16 protein-coding genes are annotated in these 16,399 nt (G+C 56.4%); 10 read left to right on the top strand and 6 right to left on the bottom strand.

What is annotated here, in order from left to right:
- Position 1: 1 nt before the first annotated feature.
- On the top strand, positions 2-739 hold the full coding sequence (hisA, locus tag MWU64_RS01805) for a 1-(5-phosphoribosyl)-5-[(5-phosphoribosylamino)methylideneamino]imidazole-4-carboxamide isomerase (protein WP_247059995.1): 738 nt from the start codon (positions 2-4) through the stop codon (positions 737-739).
- Positions 740-748: 9 nt separating this feature from the next.
- Positions 749-1,522, top strand: a complete 774-nt coding sequence (gene hisF, locus MWU64_RS01800) for an imidazole glycerol phosphate synthase subunit HisF (RefSeq protein WP_247059993.1) — start codon at positions 749-751, stop codon at positions 1,520-1,522.
- On the opposite strand, the gene MWU64_RS01795 is transcribed toward hisF, so the two are convergent.
- The 4 genes from MWU64_RS01795 to gpmM form a co-directional block, all read right to left on the bottom strand.
- Positions 1,519-2,301: a divergent polysaccharide deacetylase family protein gene (locus MWU64_RS01795; protein WP_247060753.1), complete on the bottom strand. Its 783-nt coding sequence runs from the start codon at positions 2,299-2,301 to the stop codon at positions 1,519-1,521. The genes hisF and MWU64_RS01795 overlap by 4 nt on opposite strands.
- A gap of 35 nt (positions 2,302-2,336) precedes the next feature.
- Positions 2,337-3,731, bottom strand: a complete 1,395-nt coding sequence (locus tag MWU64_RS01790; RefSeq protein WP_247059991.1) for a S41 family peptidase — start codon at positions 3,729-3,731, stop codon at positions 2,337-2,339.
- A gap of 96 nt (positions 3,732-3,827) precedes the next feature.
- Complete coding sequence (locus tag MWU64_RS01785) at positions 3,828-4,964, bottom strand: peptidoglycan DD-metalloendopeptidase family protein (RefSeq protein WP_247059989.1); 1,137 nt, start codon at positions 4,962-4,964, stop codon at positions 3,828-3,830.
- A 20-nt stretch (positions 4,965-4,984) separates the two neighbouring features.
- Entirely contained in the window at positions 4,985-6,532 is a 1,548-nt protein-coding gene (gpmM, locus tag MWU64_RS01780) for a 2,3-bisphosphoglycerate-independent phosphoglycerate mutase (RefSeq protein ID WP_247059981.1), read from the bottom strand.
- 162 nt (positions 6,533-6,694) lie between these two features.
- Between gpmM and MWU64_RS01775 the strand changes: the two genes are divergently transcribed.
- The 8 genes from MWU64_RS01775 to MWU64_RS01740 all read left to right on the top strand — a co-directional run bounded on the left by MWU64_RS01775 (position 6,695) and on the right by MWU64_RS01740 (position 14,789).
- On the top strand, positions 6,695-7,111 hold the full coding sequence (locus tag MWU64_RS01775; protein WP_247059979.1) for a rhodanese-like domain-containing protein: 417 nt from the start codon (positions 6,695-6,697) through the stop codon (positions 7,109-7,111).
- Positions 7,112-7,248: 137 nt separating this feature from the next.
- Positions 7,249-7,746 carry a protein-export chaperone SecB gene (gene secB, locus MWU64_RS01770; protein WP_247059977.1) on the top strand — a complete coding sequence of 166 codons (498 nt, stop codon included), beginning with the start codon at positions 7,249-7,251 and terminating at the stop codon, positions 7,744-7,746.
- Between the two features lie 136 nt (positions 7,747-7,882).
- Positions 7,883-9,865: a TonB-dependent receptor gene (locus MWU64_RS01765; RefSeq protein WP_247059975.1), complete on the top strand. Its 1,983-nt coding sequence runs from the start codon at positions 7,883-7,885 to the stop codon at positions 9,863-9,865.
- 41 nt (positions 9,866-9,906) lie between these two features.
- Positions 9,907-11,025 (top strand): HmuY family protein, encoded by a 1,119-nt coding sequence (locus MWU64_RS01760; protein ID WP_247059973.1) that lies wholly within the window; start codon positions 9,907-9,909, stop codon positions 11,023-11,025.
- A 3-nt stretch (positions 11,026-11,028) separates the two neighbouring features.
- Positions 11,029-12,102, top strand: coding sequence for a ChuX/HutX family heme-like substrate-binding protein (locus tag MWU64_RS01755; RefSeq protein WP_247059971.1), 1,074 nt, complete (start codon positions 11,029-11,031; stop codon positions 12,100-12,102).
- Positions 12,099-12,947: an ABC transporter substrate-binding protein gene (locus MWU64_RS01750; protein ID WP_247059969.1), complete on the top strand. Its 849-nt coding sequence runs from the start codon at positions 12,099-12,101 to the stop codon at positions 12,945-12,947. The genes MWU64_RS01755 and MWU64_RS01750 overlap by 4 nt, the downstream gene beginning before the upstream one ends.
- Positions 12,937-13,974, top strand: coding sequence for an iron ABC transporter permease (locus tag MWU64_RS01745; protein WP_247059967.1), 1,038 nt, complete (start codon positions 12,937-12,939; stop codon positions 13,972-13,974). The genes MWU64_RS01750 and MWU64_RS01745 overlap by 11 nt, the downstream gene beginning before the upstream one ends.
- Complete coding sequence (locus MWU64_RS01740) at positions 13,974-14,789, top strand: heme ABC transporter ATP-binding protein (protein ID WP_247059965.1); 816 nt, start codon at positions 13,974-13,976, stop codon at positions 14,787-14,789. The genes MWU64_RS01745 and MWU64_RS01740 overlap by 1 nt, the downstream gene beginning before the upstream one ends.
- Here MWU64_RS01740 and trmL read toward each other — a convergent pair.
- Together trmL and MWU64_RS01730 are read right to left on the bottom strand one after the other, a co-directional pair.
- Entirely contained in the window at positions 14,747-15,211 is a 465-nt protein-coding gene (trmL, locus tag MWU64_RS01735) for a tRNA (uridine(34)/cytosine(34)/5-carboxymethylaminomethyluridine(34)-2'-O)-methyltransferase TrmL (protein ID WP_247059963.1), read from the bottom strand. The genes MWU64_RS01740 and trmL overlap by 43 nt on opposite strands.
- A gap of 5 nt (positions 15,212-15,216) precedes the next feature.
- Positions 15,217-16,395 carry an acetyl-CoA C-acetyltransferase gene (locus tag MWU64_RS01730; RefSeq protein WP_247059960.1) on the bottom strand — a complete coding sequence of 393 codons (1,179 nt, stop codon included), beginning with the start codon at positions 16,393-16,395 and terminating at the stop codon, positions 15,217-15,219.
- Between the last annotated feature and the right edge of the window lie 4 nt (positions 16,396-16,399).

Genomic DNA, 16,399 nt, shown 5'->3' with positions numbered 1-16,399 from the left:
CATGCTGATTATCCCCGCAATCGATCTGAAAGACGGCAAGTGCGTAAGACTGCGCCAGGGCCGCATGGAAGACTCCACCGTGTTCGGAGACGATCCGGTAGACATGGCCACCAAATGGGTGGAAGCCGGCGCCCGTCGCTTGCATCTGGTTGACCTTAACGGTGCTTTTGCCGGCGAACCTGTTAATGGTGAAATTGTTAAAGCCATTGCCCAAAAATACCCGGATCTGCCGATCCAGATTGGTGGTGGTATCCGCTCGGCCGAAACCATCGAAGCCTACCTGAAGGCTGGCGTTCAATGGGTGATCATCGGCACTAAAGCGGTGAAAGAGCCCGAATTTGTCACCGAAGTGTGCAAGCGTTTCCCCGGGCACATTATTGTCGGGTTGGACGCCAAAGACGGCCGCGTTGCGACCGACGGTTGGGCAGAAGTTTCCGAGGTCATGGCGGTTGATCTGGCCAAGCGCTTCGCGAACGATGGCGTTGATTCCATCGTATACACCGACATTGCCCGCGACGGCATGATGCAGGGTGTGAATGTGGAAGCTACCGCAGCTTTGGCAGAGCAGGGCGGCATTCCGGTGATTGCGTCCGGCGGTGTCACCAACATGGACGACCTCAAGCGTCTGGCCACTGTGGCGGACAAAGGTATTTTGGGCGCCATCACTGGCCGTGCCATCTACGAAGGCACGCTGGATGTGGCGGAAGCCCAAGCCTACTGCGATAGCTTGAATAACTGAGGAAGCATCATGGCACTGGCAAAACGCATCATTCCCTGCCTGGATGTCGACAAAGGCCGCGTGGTTAAAGGCGTGAATTTTGTGGATATCCGCGATGCCGGCGATCCGGTTGAAGTGGCGCGGCGTTACAACGAACAAGGCGCAGACGAAATCACCTTTCTGGACATCACGGCCAGTCACGAAAGCCGCGACACCACCTACGAAACCGTAGAACGGATGGCGGCCGAAGTGTTCATTCCGCTGACGGTTGGCGGCGGCGTACGTACTGTGGACGACATTCGGAACCTGCTGAATGCCGGTGCCGATAAGGTGTCGATCAACACGGCTGCGGTGTTCAATCCGGAGTTCGTTCGTGAAGCCGCAGATCGATTTGGCCGTCAGTGTATTGTGGTGGCCATTGATGCCAAGCAAGTCAGCGCCGAAGGTGAAGAGCCGCGCTGGGAAATCTTCACCCACGGTGGCCGAAAACCAACCGGCCTGGATGCCGTTGAATGGGCCGTGAAGATGGTCGAGATGGGTGCGGGTGAGCTGTTGCTGACCAGTATGGACCGTGACGGCACCAAGATTGGTTTCGACCTTGGCTTAACCCGTGCGATCAGCGATGCGGTATCCGTGCCGGTGATTGCTTCCGGCGGAGTGGGTGAGCTACAACACTTGGCCGATGGCGTTACCCAAGGTGGCGCAGATGCCGTATTGGCCGCATCGATCTTCCACTTCGGTCAGCACACCATTCCCGAAGCCAAAGCCTTCATGAAGGCTCAGGGGATCGAAGTCCGCGATTAATTGCGCTTGGCGTAAGCAGGCCGAATGGCCTGTTTTTCGCCGTCAGCAAACATCTCCCGGTTGTCATTGCGAATCGCCCAAATTCCGCGAACCGTCGCAATGGCGATGCCCTGTTCATCCAGTTCCGGCAAATGCTTTTCCAGATAGTCCACCGTTACGGTGTGCGGATGGCCAATGCCAATAGCCGTGCCTTTCTTTTTGGCGGTTTCGATCAACAGCTGAAATTGCTGATCCACAAACTCTTCGGTTTGCTCGTGGTCCAGGAATACATCACGAGTAAGACTAGGGATTCGATAGGAACTGGCCATGCTCCCGGCAACGGAACTGGCGATGGTGCGGCTGTCCACAAAGTATAGCGGATAGCGGCGCAGCTCTTTCATCACCCATTCCATAGGCTGCATCTGCTGGGTTAGCAGGCTGCCCATGTGGTTGTTTACACCGGTCACATGGGGAATGGACTGCAGTGCACGCCGCAGTGTGGTGGTTACTGCGGCTTCGTCCATGTCGGGTGTCAGTCCACCCGGTCCCAGGTCGAAATTGCGGGTATTCGCCATAGGGGCGTGCAGCATAACCTCCTTGTCGTTCGAGAAGGCTTCTTTGGCAAGGCGCACGGTATGGCGCCGATAGGGCAGAAACGCCAAGGTTAGCGGCTGATCCAGCTGTACCAGTCGCTGGCCTTCATGCAAGTTGTTGCCTACGTCATCGATGATGATGGCGATGGTCGGCGGCATGGCTCCCTCCGGTGTCGCACTGTGGGCAACACTCGCACCAAGAGCCATTACTGCCGCAAGCCATAGACTACCAAAGCTTTTGATCACTGGGCGCTGTCCGTAGTGCCAGACAGAATGCTCATGCCCTTCAGCAGGTTCAGTGCAGAGCGCAGCTGGTAGTCCCGGTTTTCTGATGACTTGCGTGCCTGTTCATTTTTTTCACGTTCCTGGCGAGCTTTTTCTTCATCTTCACCTTCAAGGTGGCCGCTTAAGTCCGCTTCGGTAAAAAACGGGCGGCTGTCCAGTTCGGTCAGCTCTGCCGGCCGGACTTCAATGTCCGGTGTGATGCCTTTCGCCTGAATCGAGCGGCCGTCTGGTGTGAAGTAGCGTGCGGTCGTCATCTTGATGGCGTGGGTTTCGTCCAATGGGATGATGGTTTGCACGCTGCCTTTGCCGAAGGACTGGGTGCCCATCACAACGGCGCGCTTGTGGTCTTGCAGGGCACCGGCCAGGATTTCCGAGGCCGACGCAGAACCGCCGTTAATCAGAACCACAATCGGAGTGCCTTCCATCAGGTCGCCTTTCTTGGCGCTGAATCTCAGTCGGGAGCTTTGAATTCGGCCTTCTGTGTAGACAATCAGGCCGCTGTCGAGCAATGCATCCGAGGCCTCAACGGCGGCTTGGAGTACCCCGCCGGGGTTGTTGCGCAGGTCGATGACAAGGCCTTTAAGATCGCTGCCAAAATCCTCTTCCAGATTGCTCAGAGCCTGCCTGAACTGGCGACCGGTTTCAGCCTGGAATTGGGTAATGCGAACGTAGCCGTAACCGCTCTCCAGCATGCGGGATTTCACGCTGGTGACTTTGATGATGTTGCGGGTGACATCAATTTCGATCGGTGCGCTCTGGCCGTCACGCATGATCGTCAAGGTGAGTACTGTGCCGGGCTTGCCGCGCATCAGATTAACGGCTTCTTCCAGCGACATGCCTTTCACCGGCTTTTCATCGAGTTTGATGATTAAGTCGCCGGCTTGTACCCCGGCCTTCTGGGCCGGAGTGTCGTCAATGGGCGAGATCACTTTGACGAAGCCGTTTTCCATGCCTACCTCAATACCCAAGCCGCCAAACTCGCCGGAGGTGCTTTCTTCAAGCTCTTCATAGTCTTTTGGGGCGAGGTAGGTTGAGTGCGGGTCCAGGTCGGAAAGCATGCCTTTGATCGCGCTTTCAAGCAGCTCGCGGTCGGAGACTTCTTCAACGTAGGCGCCCTTGATACGGGCAAAAACTTCGGTGAATTTGCGCAGATCTTCCAGTGGTAGCTGTTTTTCCGGGTCCGGTAATTTCAGTTCAACTCGTTGCCCGTCTTGCAGCCCTTGTATTACCTCGTGAGGCTGGGTGTCGTTGTCTTGAGCAAACGCCAGTCCGGGAAGGGTAAAAAAACAGGTGGCCACGAGTGCGAGAGAGCGTAATGGTGAAATCTGGAGAGAGCTTGGGACCCGTTTCATTCACATATCCTGTTTTGTTTCCAATAGTTGGACGGGAAAGTTGTTTGCCACAGTATGGCGTTCACAAGAACGTTTGTCAGCCTTTCAGTTCTCAGCTTAAAGTTTGTTCAGCCAGGTGCGCGGATTGACCGGTTTACCGTTTTTACGCACTTCAAAATAAAGCGCCGGGTCTTGGGTGCCTCCGGTGCGACCTGCCAAAGCAATGGTTTGGCCCGGGGTAACCCAGTCACCGGGGGACGAGAACAAGCTACTGCTGTGCCCGTACAGGGTCATGTAACCATCGCCGTGATCAATAATCGTCATCAGACCAAAGCCGCGCAGCCAGTTGGCAAAAACAACCCGGCCATGGTGTACCGCGGTTATTTCGGCTTCTTCCCGGGTGTTGATGATCATGCCGTTTCGGCGCAGTTTGCCATCGGCGTACAGGGCGCCGTATTGGCTGACGACTGTGCCCTGCACGGGCCAGCCCAGTTTACTGCGTTGTGACTCGAACGGTCGCGACTCGTTGGGAGACGGGATGTTGGCGATGGCCTCCTGCACTTCCTTCAGCAGTTTTTCGAGCCGTTCCTGATCGGCTTCCAAGGTCTTCTTTTCGCTGCGACGTTCTTTGATGTCGGCTTTTAGGGCTACCAGGGTTTTGCTTCGCTCTTTGCGACTCTCGGCAAGACGGTTTTGGCGCTGTTCAAGGCTGGCTTCGGTGTTGGCCAGCTCGACCCGTGTGGCCTGTACTTCCGCACGCGCTGCTTTGAGTTCACGAAGACTCTTCTGGAAGGCTTCCAGTCGCTCAACGGTATCTTTGCTCAGATACTCGTAATAGGTCATGGTGCGGGCAAGATTTCCCGGCTCGGTTTCGTTCAGTAAGACCTTCAGGGCAGGGGCTTCGCCTTCCATCCAGGCGGCCCGGATTTGTTTCATCAGGCCTTGGCGCTGAACGTTCAGGGTGTTGGCGAGTTCGGCTTCTTGCTTCTTTAACGCCTGCAGGCGGGATTTCTGCTCGGCAGCTTGCTGGCGCAGTTCCCGGCGTTCCCGCGTGAGTTTACTGATGTTTCGCTCGGTGTTGGCGAGCTGCTGTTCCAGTTTGGAGCGGTCTTCTTCGGCATCGGCCAGCCACTCATCTATGTTGGCGATGCGCTTCTTCAGCGCTTCAACCTGTTCGGGCGTGACGTCTTGCTCGGCAGATAAAGGCGCAGCCCCCAAAGAGAGGGCCAGCGCCAATACAATAAGACGTTTCAAAATACTCGCCGTTATACCAATCAGCCTATTTCAGCCAGATTTTGGCCTGTCATCTCTTCCGGCGCTTTATCGCCCATCAGCGTCAGCAGTGTGGGCGCGATGTCGCTCAGGCTGCCGTCGTCTTTCAGGGTGATGGCGCGCGGGCCGGTGTAGACCAGCGGTACGGGGCCAATGGTGTGAGAAGTGTGAACCTGACCGGAGTTAGGGTCAGTCATCTGTTCGCAGTTGCCATGGTCTGCCGTGATCAGCGCTTCACCGCCGACTTCGTCCAGAGCTTCCACTACGCGCTGAACGCACTGATCGAGGCATTCGGCTGCCTTGATCGCCGCATCCAGTTTTCCTGTGTGGCCAACCATGTCGCCGTTGGCGTAGTTGCACACGATCAGGTCGTACTTGCCGCTCTTGATGGCTTCTACCAGCTTGTCGGTGACCTCGGGTGCGCTCATTTCCGGCTGCAGGTCGTAGGTGGCGACTTTCGGAGACGGCACCAGAATACGGTCTTCGCCTTCGAAAGGCGTTTCCATACCGCCGTTGAAGAAGAAGGTCACGTGGGCGTATTTTTCAGTTTCGGAGATGCGTAGCTGGGTTTTGCCCAGTTTTGCCATGTATTCGCCCAAACCATTCTTGAGCTGCTCGGGCGGGTAGGCGCAAGAGGTTTTAATGTCGGCGGCGTATTCGGTCAGCATGACAAAATCGGCCAGTTCCGGATGCTTGCGGCGATCGAAGCCGTCAAAATCCGCCTCTACGAAGGTGCGGGTCATTTCCCGGGCACGGTCAGCACGGAAGTTCATGAACAGAACGGCGTCGCCATCGTTGATGGTGCCTTCGGCTTGGCCATCCTTGTGAATACGAGTCGCTTTGACGAATTCATCGTTTTCGCCGCGCTCGTAGGCCTGATCCAGTGCGGTGAGCGGATCGGCACAGGTGAATTCTGCGTCGCCCAGAGTCATGACGTTGTAGGCGCTTTCAACACGGTCCCAGCGGTTATCACGGTCCATGGCATAGTAACGGCCGACGATGCTGGCAACGCGGCCAACGCCGAGGCTTTCCATTTTCGCAGCGGCTTTTTCCAGTGACGGGCGAGCGCTGCGTGGCGGCATGTCGCGGCCATCGAGGAACGCGTGAATATACACTTCTTTTGCACCGCGTGCGGCGGCAAGTTCCGCAGCAGCCAGAATATGATCTTCGTGGCTGTGAACACCGCCGGGAGACAGCAGGCCCATGATGTGCACCGCTTTGCCGTTGTTGGCGGCTTTATCAATGGCATTGCACAGGGCAGGGTTGTTCTGGAACTCACCGTCTTCCAGATCTTTGTCGATGCGCGTCAGGCTTTGATACACCACCCGGCCGGCGCCCAGGTTCATGTGGCCAACTTCGGAGTTACCCATCTGACCTTGAGGCAGGCCGACAAACATGCCTGACGTGTTGATCAGGGTTTTCGGCTGGTTTTGCCAGAGCTTGTCCCAAAACGGGGTGTTGGCGTTCGAGATGGCGTTGTCGTCAGCCGGGTCACGATGGCCCCAGCCGTCGAGGATGATCAGTGCAGTGGGCTTGCGCGTCGCGGTCATCATTTTGTCCGATTGGTTGTAGAATGAACGAATAGAAAGTGGGGTAGATTGTAACCGTTTTCATTTGTGCAGGCCACGCGGTAGCGCTCGGCGCTGCTCGCCTTCTTTGAGCGGGTGTGGGTGTGTATAATCCGGCCAAACTAATTTTCAGGGTAGCGCTCCATGGATCGTTTGTTTGAATTCGTTGTTAATCACTACATTCTGGTATCAATTTTTGTCGCGCTGATTCTGGCGATTCTGGCCCTTGAATCCCGTCGCGGTGGCGCAAAGATTTCAGCCCAGGGCGCGGTCACGTTGATCAACCGTGAAGAAGCTGTGGTACTGGACATCCGCGACCGCAAAGACTTCGGCGAAGGGCGCATCACCGGCTCGATCAACATTCCACTCAGCGGCTTGAAAGATCGCCTGAACGAACTGAACAAGCACAAAGAAAAGCAGATTGTGGTGGTGGACAAGATGGGGCAGCACTCCGCAATGGCGGTGAAGCAGCTTAAAGAAGCCGGGTTTTCAGATGTTGTTCGCCTGAACGGTGGTATCGCTGACTGGAAAGCCAATAACCTGCCCGTGGTTAAGAAGTAATAGGGCTTGATCTGATCGGCGATCTGTCGCACTGTTTCACATTACTTGTCGGGGGCAGGCGGTAGACTGTCCCGGCAACGCGCGACCAGGATAGTGGGCCGAGCCCATGCTACGAAATAAAAACGAAAGGACGGATCATGGCTGAGAATCAGCAAGCCGCAGGCAACGAAAACCAGAACCAACCCCAGTTTGCCCTTCAGCGTATTTACGTGAAGGACCTCTCTTTTGAATCGCCGAATGCACCGACGGTGTTTCAGGAGCAGTGGAAGCCACAGGTAAATCTGGACCTGAATACCTCTCACACCAAAGTCAGCGACAACCAGTACGAAGTGGTGCTGTCGATGACCGTGACTGCCAAGCTGGGCGAGAAGGTTGCGTACATTGTTGAGATTCAACAGGCAGGCGTCTTTATGGTGGCGGGCATCGAAGGGCCGCAACTTGGCCAGATGCTGGGCGCTTACTGCCCGACGATCCTGTTCCCGTATGCGCGCGAAGCCATCGACGGTGCTGTAGGTAAAGGCAGCTTCCCGGCCCTGATGCTCGCCCCGGTGAACTTCGATGCGATCTACGCACAGGCATTGAAAAAGAAGCAGGAAGAAGCGGCCGGAGAGGCCGGAGCTGAGCAAACGCACTAACGCGTAAGCACTTCCAGACAAAAAAACCGGCTAAGGCCGGTTTTTTTGTGCCTGTTTGATTTTTGTCAATAATCAGTTGACGCAACATATAAACTAAACAATAATCGTTCGCATTACGATTATTGGTGTTGGTTTTATGCTTGATAAAAAACAGGTTGTTTTCGGTTTTCCGTTTGCGCTAGCGCTGCTGGGAAGTGTCGGGACAGCGGAGGCCGAGGCCCTGTATCTGGACGAGCTGGTGGTGACAGGAACTCGCAGCGAACGCTCGCTGCTTGAGACGCCCGTGCGGACGGAAGTAGTCACTGGCCGGGAGTTGAAGCGCACCCACGCTCGTAGCTTGAAGGAGGCTTTGCAGTATGTGCCGGGGCTTCAACTGCGGCAGATCCACGGCAAGCCGGGTTACGAAGTTTGGCTGCAAGGTGTCGAAGCTGATCGTGTATTGGTTTTGATCGACGGGATGCCGATGACCGCCACCACGGGCTCGGCGACGGATGTGAGCCAGCTATCGGTTCTGGATATTGAAAAAATTGAGGTCGTAAAAGGCGCCGTCTCAGCCCAGTACGGCAGTTCGGCTATCGGGGGCGTAGTCAATGTGATTACGAGCCAGCCCGTATCTGGCTTGTCCGGGGAGCTTACCGTTGATGCCGGCACCTATGGCGATCAGAACCCCTCCGGCGACGCAGCCGATCCCGGCCGTTACAGTGCTCGTGCGAGCGTTCAGGGTGGTGGGGAGCGGCTGGCACTAAGATTGTCGGCGTCGCATCAGCATTCGGACGGCGTTGATCCCGACCCGGAAACCTGGTCGCAACCCGGCGATGAGTATGATCGGACAGATCTAAGCTTGCGGGCTGATTGGAAACGGACGGACGAGCACCGGCTCAGTGCGGGGATTGCTCGTTTTGAGGAAGAGTCTGAATCTCGATATCGCCTTGCTCCACCGGTAAACACGAACCAGGGCAAGCTGGAGACGGTTCGAAGAACCCGGTATTCCCTTTCTGGCGACCACGGCTTCACTAACGGTGTAAATGCAGGTTGGTCTGCCATTCACGAAACGCTCAACGACGATACCTTGAAGTATTCCGAGACCAGCCGTTTTGATGACCGGCGGGCTGAGTCAACCTTATCCAAGCTGTCAGCCGATGCCGGGCGTTCGCTAGGAGATCGCCATTATCTGCAGGGCGGGGTGGATTTCAGTAAAGAAACCCTTGATCAGACCCTTGATGCGGCATCTGAGTTGAACGGACGCCAAGAGCGTGAAGGTCAAGAAATCTGGTTTCAGGACACCTGGATGCCCACCGGGAAACTGGAGTTGGTTCCCGGCGTTCGAATCCAAAACGATTCCAGTTTTGGTATCCATACCGCACCCAAGCTCAATGCTCGTTACGACCTGCTTCAGACAGACACCTTAAGCGCTTTCATAAGAGCGGGTGCGGGTGCGGGTTATCGAGTGCCCAATCTGAAAGAGCGGTACTTCGTATTCGACCACAGCTCCTTGGGTTACATCGTGAAAGGTTCGGAAAACCTGAAGCCCGAGGAATCCCGGAGCTATCAATTAGGGGCTGGAGTGTCCCAAGGGCGCGTGGCCTGGTTAGAGGTCAATGCGTTTTACAACGACATAGAGCAGTTGATTCAAACCTCTGATACCGGTGTGGTTAATAGTGGTGTGGCCGAATACCGGTACGAAAACATTGCTCAGGCCCGTACCTGGGGCTTCGAAACAACAGCCGGCTGGGAACCTCTCCCACCATGGCGGGTGACCGCGGGTTACACCTATACCCGTACCGAAGACAAACAAAGCGGAAATGAGCTCAATAAACGGCCTCGACACCAAGCAGACCTGGGTGTTGATGGTCCTCTGTTATTGCCGGGCTTAACGTGGAGTGCCCGTGTTCACTACCAGAGCGATGAGTACACCAACGCCTCCGAGAACCGCAAATCCCCTGGTTATACCACCGCTGATCTTAAGCTGAATTACCAGCTCTCTGAGCAAGTTCGCTTGTTTGCCGGGGCTGACAATATCACCAATGAGCAGCGCGACTTTTCTAAAGCAGATGAAGACCTTCGGCCTGTAGCCGGACGCTTTGCCTACGCAGGGCTTACGGTTTCGTTCAGTAAATAAGCCCATTTCCTCAATGATAAAGGACTAAAAGGAGATTACCGATGACACTTTTTGATGCTCGATCGCCCACGGTTGTACTGACGGCGGTTATGTTGGCTGCCTGCGGGGGCAGCGACAGTGAGAAAGATATTGGCAAGATCGACACCGTCGAACAGCCCGGGCAGGAAGACCTGATGTTGAAGCAACTGCCGGCGGCCAACGAGACGGTCTATCTCAATCTGGAAACCGGCGCACTGGTGGACCAAAGTGGCGAATGGCACATCGCAGCGAATCGTTTGAGTCTCCAGCTGAACGGTGGAGCTTCCGGCAATGGTGCCGTCGGCGGTGCCATCGCTGTGGAACAGAGTGATTTTTACAACGCCGAGGGTGAACCTGATGTCAGCGTATTTACCAATGCCACGGCCAATTCGGAAGAAGAGCATCTCCGAGGCGAGTTTCAAGAGCCTGACGCCTGGCAGCAGGACGATTTCAGCAGCGCGTTCGGCGCTGCTGACGTTTGGTCGACGTACGATAGGGTTACCGGTGTAATCTCCGAAAAAGACGATATCGGTTACCTGGTACGCTCTGCGGAAGGCGATAGCCATGCGCGTATGCGAGTGGTGGATTTCAACTTCCCGACGCGAGCCGGCAAGGGCATCGAGAGCTTTGCGTTCGAGTTTGATGTTCAGGCCGCTGGCGCAAGTCAGTTCAACTCTACGCCTGTCGTTTTTACTCCACCCGCCGATTACGACGGGGCAGACGCCTGTTTTGATTTTGATTCCGCCAAGGTCGTTGACTGCGCCGGCAGTTCCGCATGGGATGTCCAGGTAGGTTTCTCCGGGCGAGAGTGGTACCTGAAATCATCGGGACAAGGCGGGGCTGCCGGCCCGATGCCACGGGCCGAGTTAGCGTCTTATAACGCGGACCCCGGTGTTCCCCAGCTGTACACCAGCGACTCGACAGGAGGGATCTTGTCAGAGTATCCCTGGTACGCCTACAACCTGACCGGTCAACATAAAATCTGGCCGAACTACCGTACCTTCCTCATTAAATCTGATATCGAAAACGATGCCTCGAGCGTCTGGGCGCTGCAGGTCGTTGGTTATTACGACGAGAGCGGAGCCAGTGGCCAGCCTGTTGTGCGCTGGTTAGAAGTCAACCCTAAACAAACCCAGGAGTAAGGTATGGAAACGGCAACACTAGAAAACGATGTGACCGAACAAACGCTGGCCGAGCGTTGGGAAGCATTGCTATCGAAGCAGCCGAATATGAGGATCCGGTCAGCTGCCGAGGCACTGGGTGTTAGCGAAATGGAATTGGTGCGGTTGCGCGGAAAATATGCTTTGACCCCGCTTCAGAACCGCTTCCCCGAGCTTCTTGCGGCTTTGGAGGCAGTTGGCCCTGTCATGATTCTGACTCGCAACGAAGAAGTGGTCCACGAAGTGACGGGCACCTTTAAAGGGTTTACCACGGGTAAATCCGGTGTCATGGGGCTGGCTGTTGGCGAGATCGACATTCGGGTGTTTTTCAGCCATTGGGCATGGGGTTATCAGGTTCAGGAGCAAGTGCGATCTGGCCGTCGAGAGAGTTTTCAGTTCTTTGACCGGTATGGCGCAGCGGTATTCAAGGTCTATCGGGTAGCAGACACGGATGGCGCGGCCTGGTCAAAACTGATTGAAACATTCGCTGCTGAGCGGCTGGAAACCTTCGAACCTTGTGGCAAGCGGCCGGTACCTGAGCGGGTGTCTGTTGATAGTGTTGATATAGATGTGCTGCGTGACGGATGGCAAAACCTGAAAGATGTTCATCATTTTCATGCCTTGCTCAAGCGCTCCGGCGCAGACCGGCTGACGGCTTTGGAGCTGCTGAGGGGGGAATGGGCAACAGAGTTGCAGGTGGGCGGAGTTGAGGTTCTGGACCATTTGCTTGAGCTGTTGCGGGACAATGGTTGCCCGGGCATGTTCTTCGTGGGCAACCCGGGCATTGTTCAGATTTTTACCGGGCAGGTTCTCAATCTGAAACGGTCTGGCCCATGGATGAATGTGCTGGACTCCGGTTTCAACCTGCACGTTAACACAACGCAAATCGAGTCTTGGTGGCTGGTTCGCCGCCCATCTTCAGACGGCATCATTACATCGGTCGAGGCTTTCAATGCACAGGGTGAATTGGTGCTTACGGTATTTGGCGAGCGTAAGCCAGGGATACCGGAATCCGAGCTCTGGAGACAGCAGGCGGCCGCTCTGGAGGCTATTGCATGAGAGGTCGGATGCTTCTGATCGCATTATGCTGGCTGATCCCCGCGTTGGTTCAGGCTGAACCGATGCGGGTGGTGACGGCCGATGGTGCCATTACGGAAACCGTTTACCGGCTCGGGTTAGAGTCGATGCTGGTCGCCGTGGATACCACAAGCGGATATCCGGAGGAGACACAAGCACTGCCCAAGGTTGGCTATCTCCGGGCACTGCCTTTCGAAGGTGTGCTGGCAATGAGGCCGGACGTGCTGATTACGACGGAACAAGCCGCCCCACAAGAAAATTTGGAACGGTTGGCCAAAGCGGGCGTGCAAGTGGAGACTCTGCCGATGGCCTGGACGCCGGAAGCATCGCTGGAGCGGATTGTCACCGTTGGCGAGATACTGCACGCCCGCAGTGAAGCTCAAGATCTGGTTGCCGAGCTTTCATCCGAGATCCGTCGGGTGCAGCAGTCTGCGGTTAACCGCGGGAGTCGTCCCAGAGTGTTGTTTATTCTGGCAGCCGGTAATCATTCAGTGTTGTTGGCCGGGCAAGACACGGCTGCATCCGCATTACTGGATGCCGTGAATGCAGAAAATGCTGTGACCGCGATTCAGGGTTATAAACCCGCGAGCAGGGAGGCAATTCTGGCCTCGCAGCCAGATGCCATTGTCATTGCAGAATCGACGCCAGGCCAGTTTGATATCAGCAATTGGCAGGAAGTTGCGCATCTGGATGCCTGGAAGTCCGGGCATCGGATGGTAGCCGACAGTATGTTTCTGCTGGGATTTGGCCCTCGATTGCCGGAAGCGCTGGATGCTCTGAACCGGGTTTTGCCTTCCGGTACCGCCGTGGTGAGCGATGATTCGTGACGCAGCTGGCCGTTTCGGCCACACCCCGGCTTTAATCATCGTGTTGTGTGCGGCCGCAGCGGTCGCTTTATTGTCGGTCGCCAGCGGAGCATACCCGCTGGCGATACCCGACATCTTGAAGGTGCTCGGCGGCCGGGAAGCCAATGATCCAGTGGCCTCTCTGGTGTTGCTGGAAGTTCGTATGCCCAGATTCCTGTTAGGGTTTCTGGTGGGGGCGGTACTTGCTGTTTCCGGAGCTCTGCTTCAGGGATTGTTCCGTAATCCGCTGGCCGACCCCGGCCTGATAGGCGTCTCCGCAGGCGCGTCTTTGGCCGCCATCATGGTCATCGTGTTGGGCAGCACCTGGCTGGGCGGGTGGCTGGCATTTGCGGGAGAGTGGGCCTTGCCTGTTGCGGCGTTTTTCGGGGGTAGTGCGACGGTGTTTCTGGCGTGGCGAATTGCTAATCGCGACGGACAGACGCAGGTAGCAACATTGCTGCTATCAGGCATTGCGATCAATGCAATTGCCGGGGCGGCGACAGGTTTGCTGACGTTTTACGCCACTGACGACGAGCTGCGATCGTTGACGTTCTGGACCATGGGCAGTCTGGGGCATGCCGGTTGGGATGAGCTGATGATCGGTGCACCCTTTATGATTCTGGCGCTGATCGTGTCTCCGTTTTTGGCGCGGCCTTTGGACGCGTTTCTTCTGGGTGAATCGGTTGTTGGGCATCTTGGCTACCCCGCTAACACGGTAAAGAAAGCGGCGATTCTGGTCGTTGGATTGGGGGTGGGGGCAGCGGTTGCGGTCAGTGGCTTGATTGGTTTTGTCGGGCTGGTTGTTCCGCATCTGGTTCGCTTGGTTTTGGGAGCCAGTCATCGCGTGGTTCTGCCCTTTAGTGCATTGATTGGCGGCACACTTCTGGTGGCTGCGGATTCGCTGGCGCGGATTGTGGTGGCACCGGCGGAATTGCCTATCGGACTGATGATGGCGCTGATTGGAGGTCCGTTCTTTCTTGGCTTGTTGATGCGGCGGAAGGTAGTTTAATGACTTTGCGAGTTAACGATCTCAGTGTGTTACTGGGCGGGGTGACGATTGTTCGAGAGATCAATCTGATGCTGGAAGCCGGCGAAATTGTGATGTTGTTGGGGCCAAATGGTGCCGGAAAATCGACCCTGCTAAAGGCCTTGTCGGGAGAATTGCCCTTTCAGGGGCAAGTCGCCATGGCTGGCCGTGAGCTTGCGGATTGGGCTCCGTCGCAACTGGCTCGCCATCGAGCCGTGATGCCTCAGAAGGTGGATGTAAATTTTCCGTTGACGGTGGAAGAAGTTGTCGCCATGGGGCGGCCAAGAACTTCCAGGGGTAAGCCGGATACAATCATTGATCGACTGATGACAGAGCTGGACATTGCCCACCTTCGGTATCGCATGGTGCCAGGATTGTCAGGGGGAGAACAGCAACGTGTTCAGCTGGCCCGTGTTCTGGGGCAAATTCTCGATGCTTCAGGACCGCGGCTGCTATTGCTCGATGAATGTACGTCGGCCCTTGACCCTTCGCATCAGCAACTCGTGATGGAGGTTATACAGCGATTGGCAAAAGAGCAGGGTATAACCGTGCTGGCTATCGTTCATGATTTGAACCTCGCTGCGCAGTTTGCCGACCGCTTGGTTGTAATGCAGGCCGGACGGTGTTTTTGCGAAGGTGGCGCACATGATGTTCTGACCCATTCCGTGCTAAAGGCGGTTTATGGGTATCGCGCGAGGATCATATCGCTGCCGGAAGGTTATCCGCTGGTGGTGCCGCTCGGAAGCGGCAGTGCTCAGATGGCGTCAGGGAACCCGAGTTGCCGCCAAGCTTCGTAAACCAGCAGCGCCGCGGTGTTCGATAGATTCAGGCTGCGGCTTTCGGGGCGCATCGGTACCCTGAGCCTATGCTCCTCGGGCAGGCCCTCCCTGACCTCTACCGGTAAGCCTCGGGTTTCAGGGCCAAACATCAGGTAGTCGCCATCCTGATAGGCTACCTCATGGTAATGGCGAGTGCCTTTGGTCGTGAGCCCAAACAGCCGCTTAGGACGCTCAGCTTCTATAAAGCTGGCGTAATCCTTGTGGATCTTAACGGTGGCGTATTCGCTGTAGTCCAACCCGGCCCGGCGCATCTGCTTGTCTTCGAGAGAAAATCCCAAAGGCTCAATCAGGTGCAGCTGGCAACCGGTGTTGGCGCAAAGCCGGATAATATTGCCGGTGTTCGGCGGTATTTCCGGCTCGTACAAGACAACGTGTAGCACCCGCCTTAGCGCTCTACAGCCAAGGCGACGCCCATGCCGCCACCGATGCACAAGGTCGCAAGACCTTTCTTGGCATCACGGCGCTGCATTTCGTGCAACAGGGTAACCAGAATCCGGCAGCCGGACGCACCAATGGGGTGGCCAAGGGCGATGGCGCCGCCGTTAACGTTCACCTTGCTGGTGTCCCAGCCCATATCCCGGTTCACGGAAATGGCTTGTGCCGCGAAGGCTTCGTTGGCTTCAACCAGATCCAGCTCAGCCGCGGTCCAACCGGCACGCTCCAGGCAACGCTGGCTGGCAGGAATTGGGCCGGTACCCATAATGGTGGGATCAACACCGGCGTTGGCGTGTGCTTTGATTGTGGCTAACGGGGTTAGGCCCAGCTCTTTGGCTTTCTCGGCACTGCAAACCATCACCGCAGCGGCACCGTCGTTCAGCGAAGATGCGTTGCCGGCCGTAACCGAGCCGTCTTTCTTGAACGCCGGGCGAAGCTTGGCCAGGCCGTCAGCGGATACGCCGTCTCGGGGGCCTTCATCTTTATCAACCACGATCGGGTCGCCTTTACGCTGCGGGATGCTGACCGGCACAATCTGGCCGTTAAAGCGACCGTCGTTCTGGGCCGCAACGGCCTTTTGCTGGGATGCGGCGGCGAATTCGTCTTGCTCTTCGCGGCTGATACCGTACTTTTCAACAATGTTCTCGGCAGTGATGCCCATGTGGTAATCGTTAAAGGCATCCCACAGGCCGTCGGTGATCATGGTGTCTACCATGTTCCAGTTGCCCATGCGCTGGCCGTTGCGGCTGTTTGGCAGCACGTGGGGCGCCTGGCTCATGTTCTCCTGTCCACCGGCTATGATCATCTCGGCATCGCCACAACGGATGGACTGAACCGCCATATGAACGGCTTTCAGGCCGGAGCCGCAAACCTTGTTGATGGTCATGGCCGGCACAGAGGCCGGGAGCCCTGCGTGAATGCTGGCCTGGCGAGCCGGGTTCTGGCCGCTGCCGGCTGTCAGTACCTGGCCGAGGATGACCTCGTTGATCTGCTCGCCGGCAACACCGGTGTCTTCCATCAAAGCCTTGATAACTGCCGCGCCCAGTTGGTCAGCACGAACACTCGACAGGCCACCGCCGAAACTGCCAATGGCGGTACGTTTTGCGGAAACAATGACAACATCACGCATGGAA

Source organism: Marinobacter sp. S0848L (assembly GCF_023016065.1).
Taxonomy (GTDB): Bacteria; Pseudomonadota; Gammaproteobacteria; order Pseudomonadales; family Oleiphilaceae; genus Marinobacter.
The sequence above is the reverse complement of the archived record's forward strand: the minus strand, read 5'-3'. Positions and strand labels throughout refer to the sequence as shown.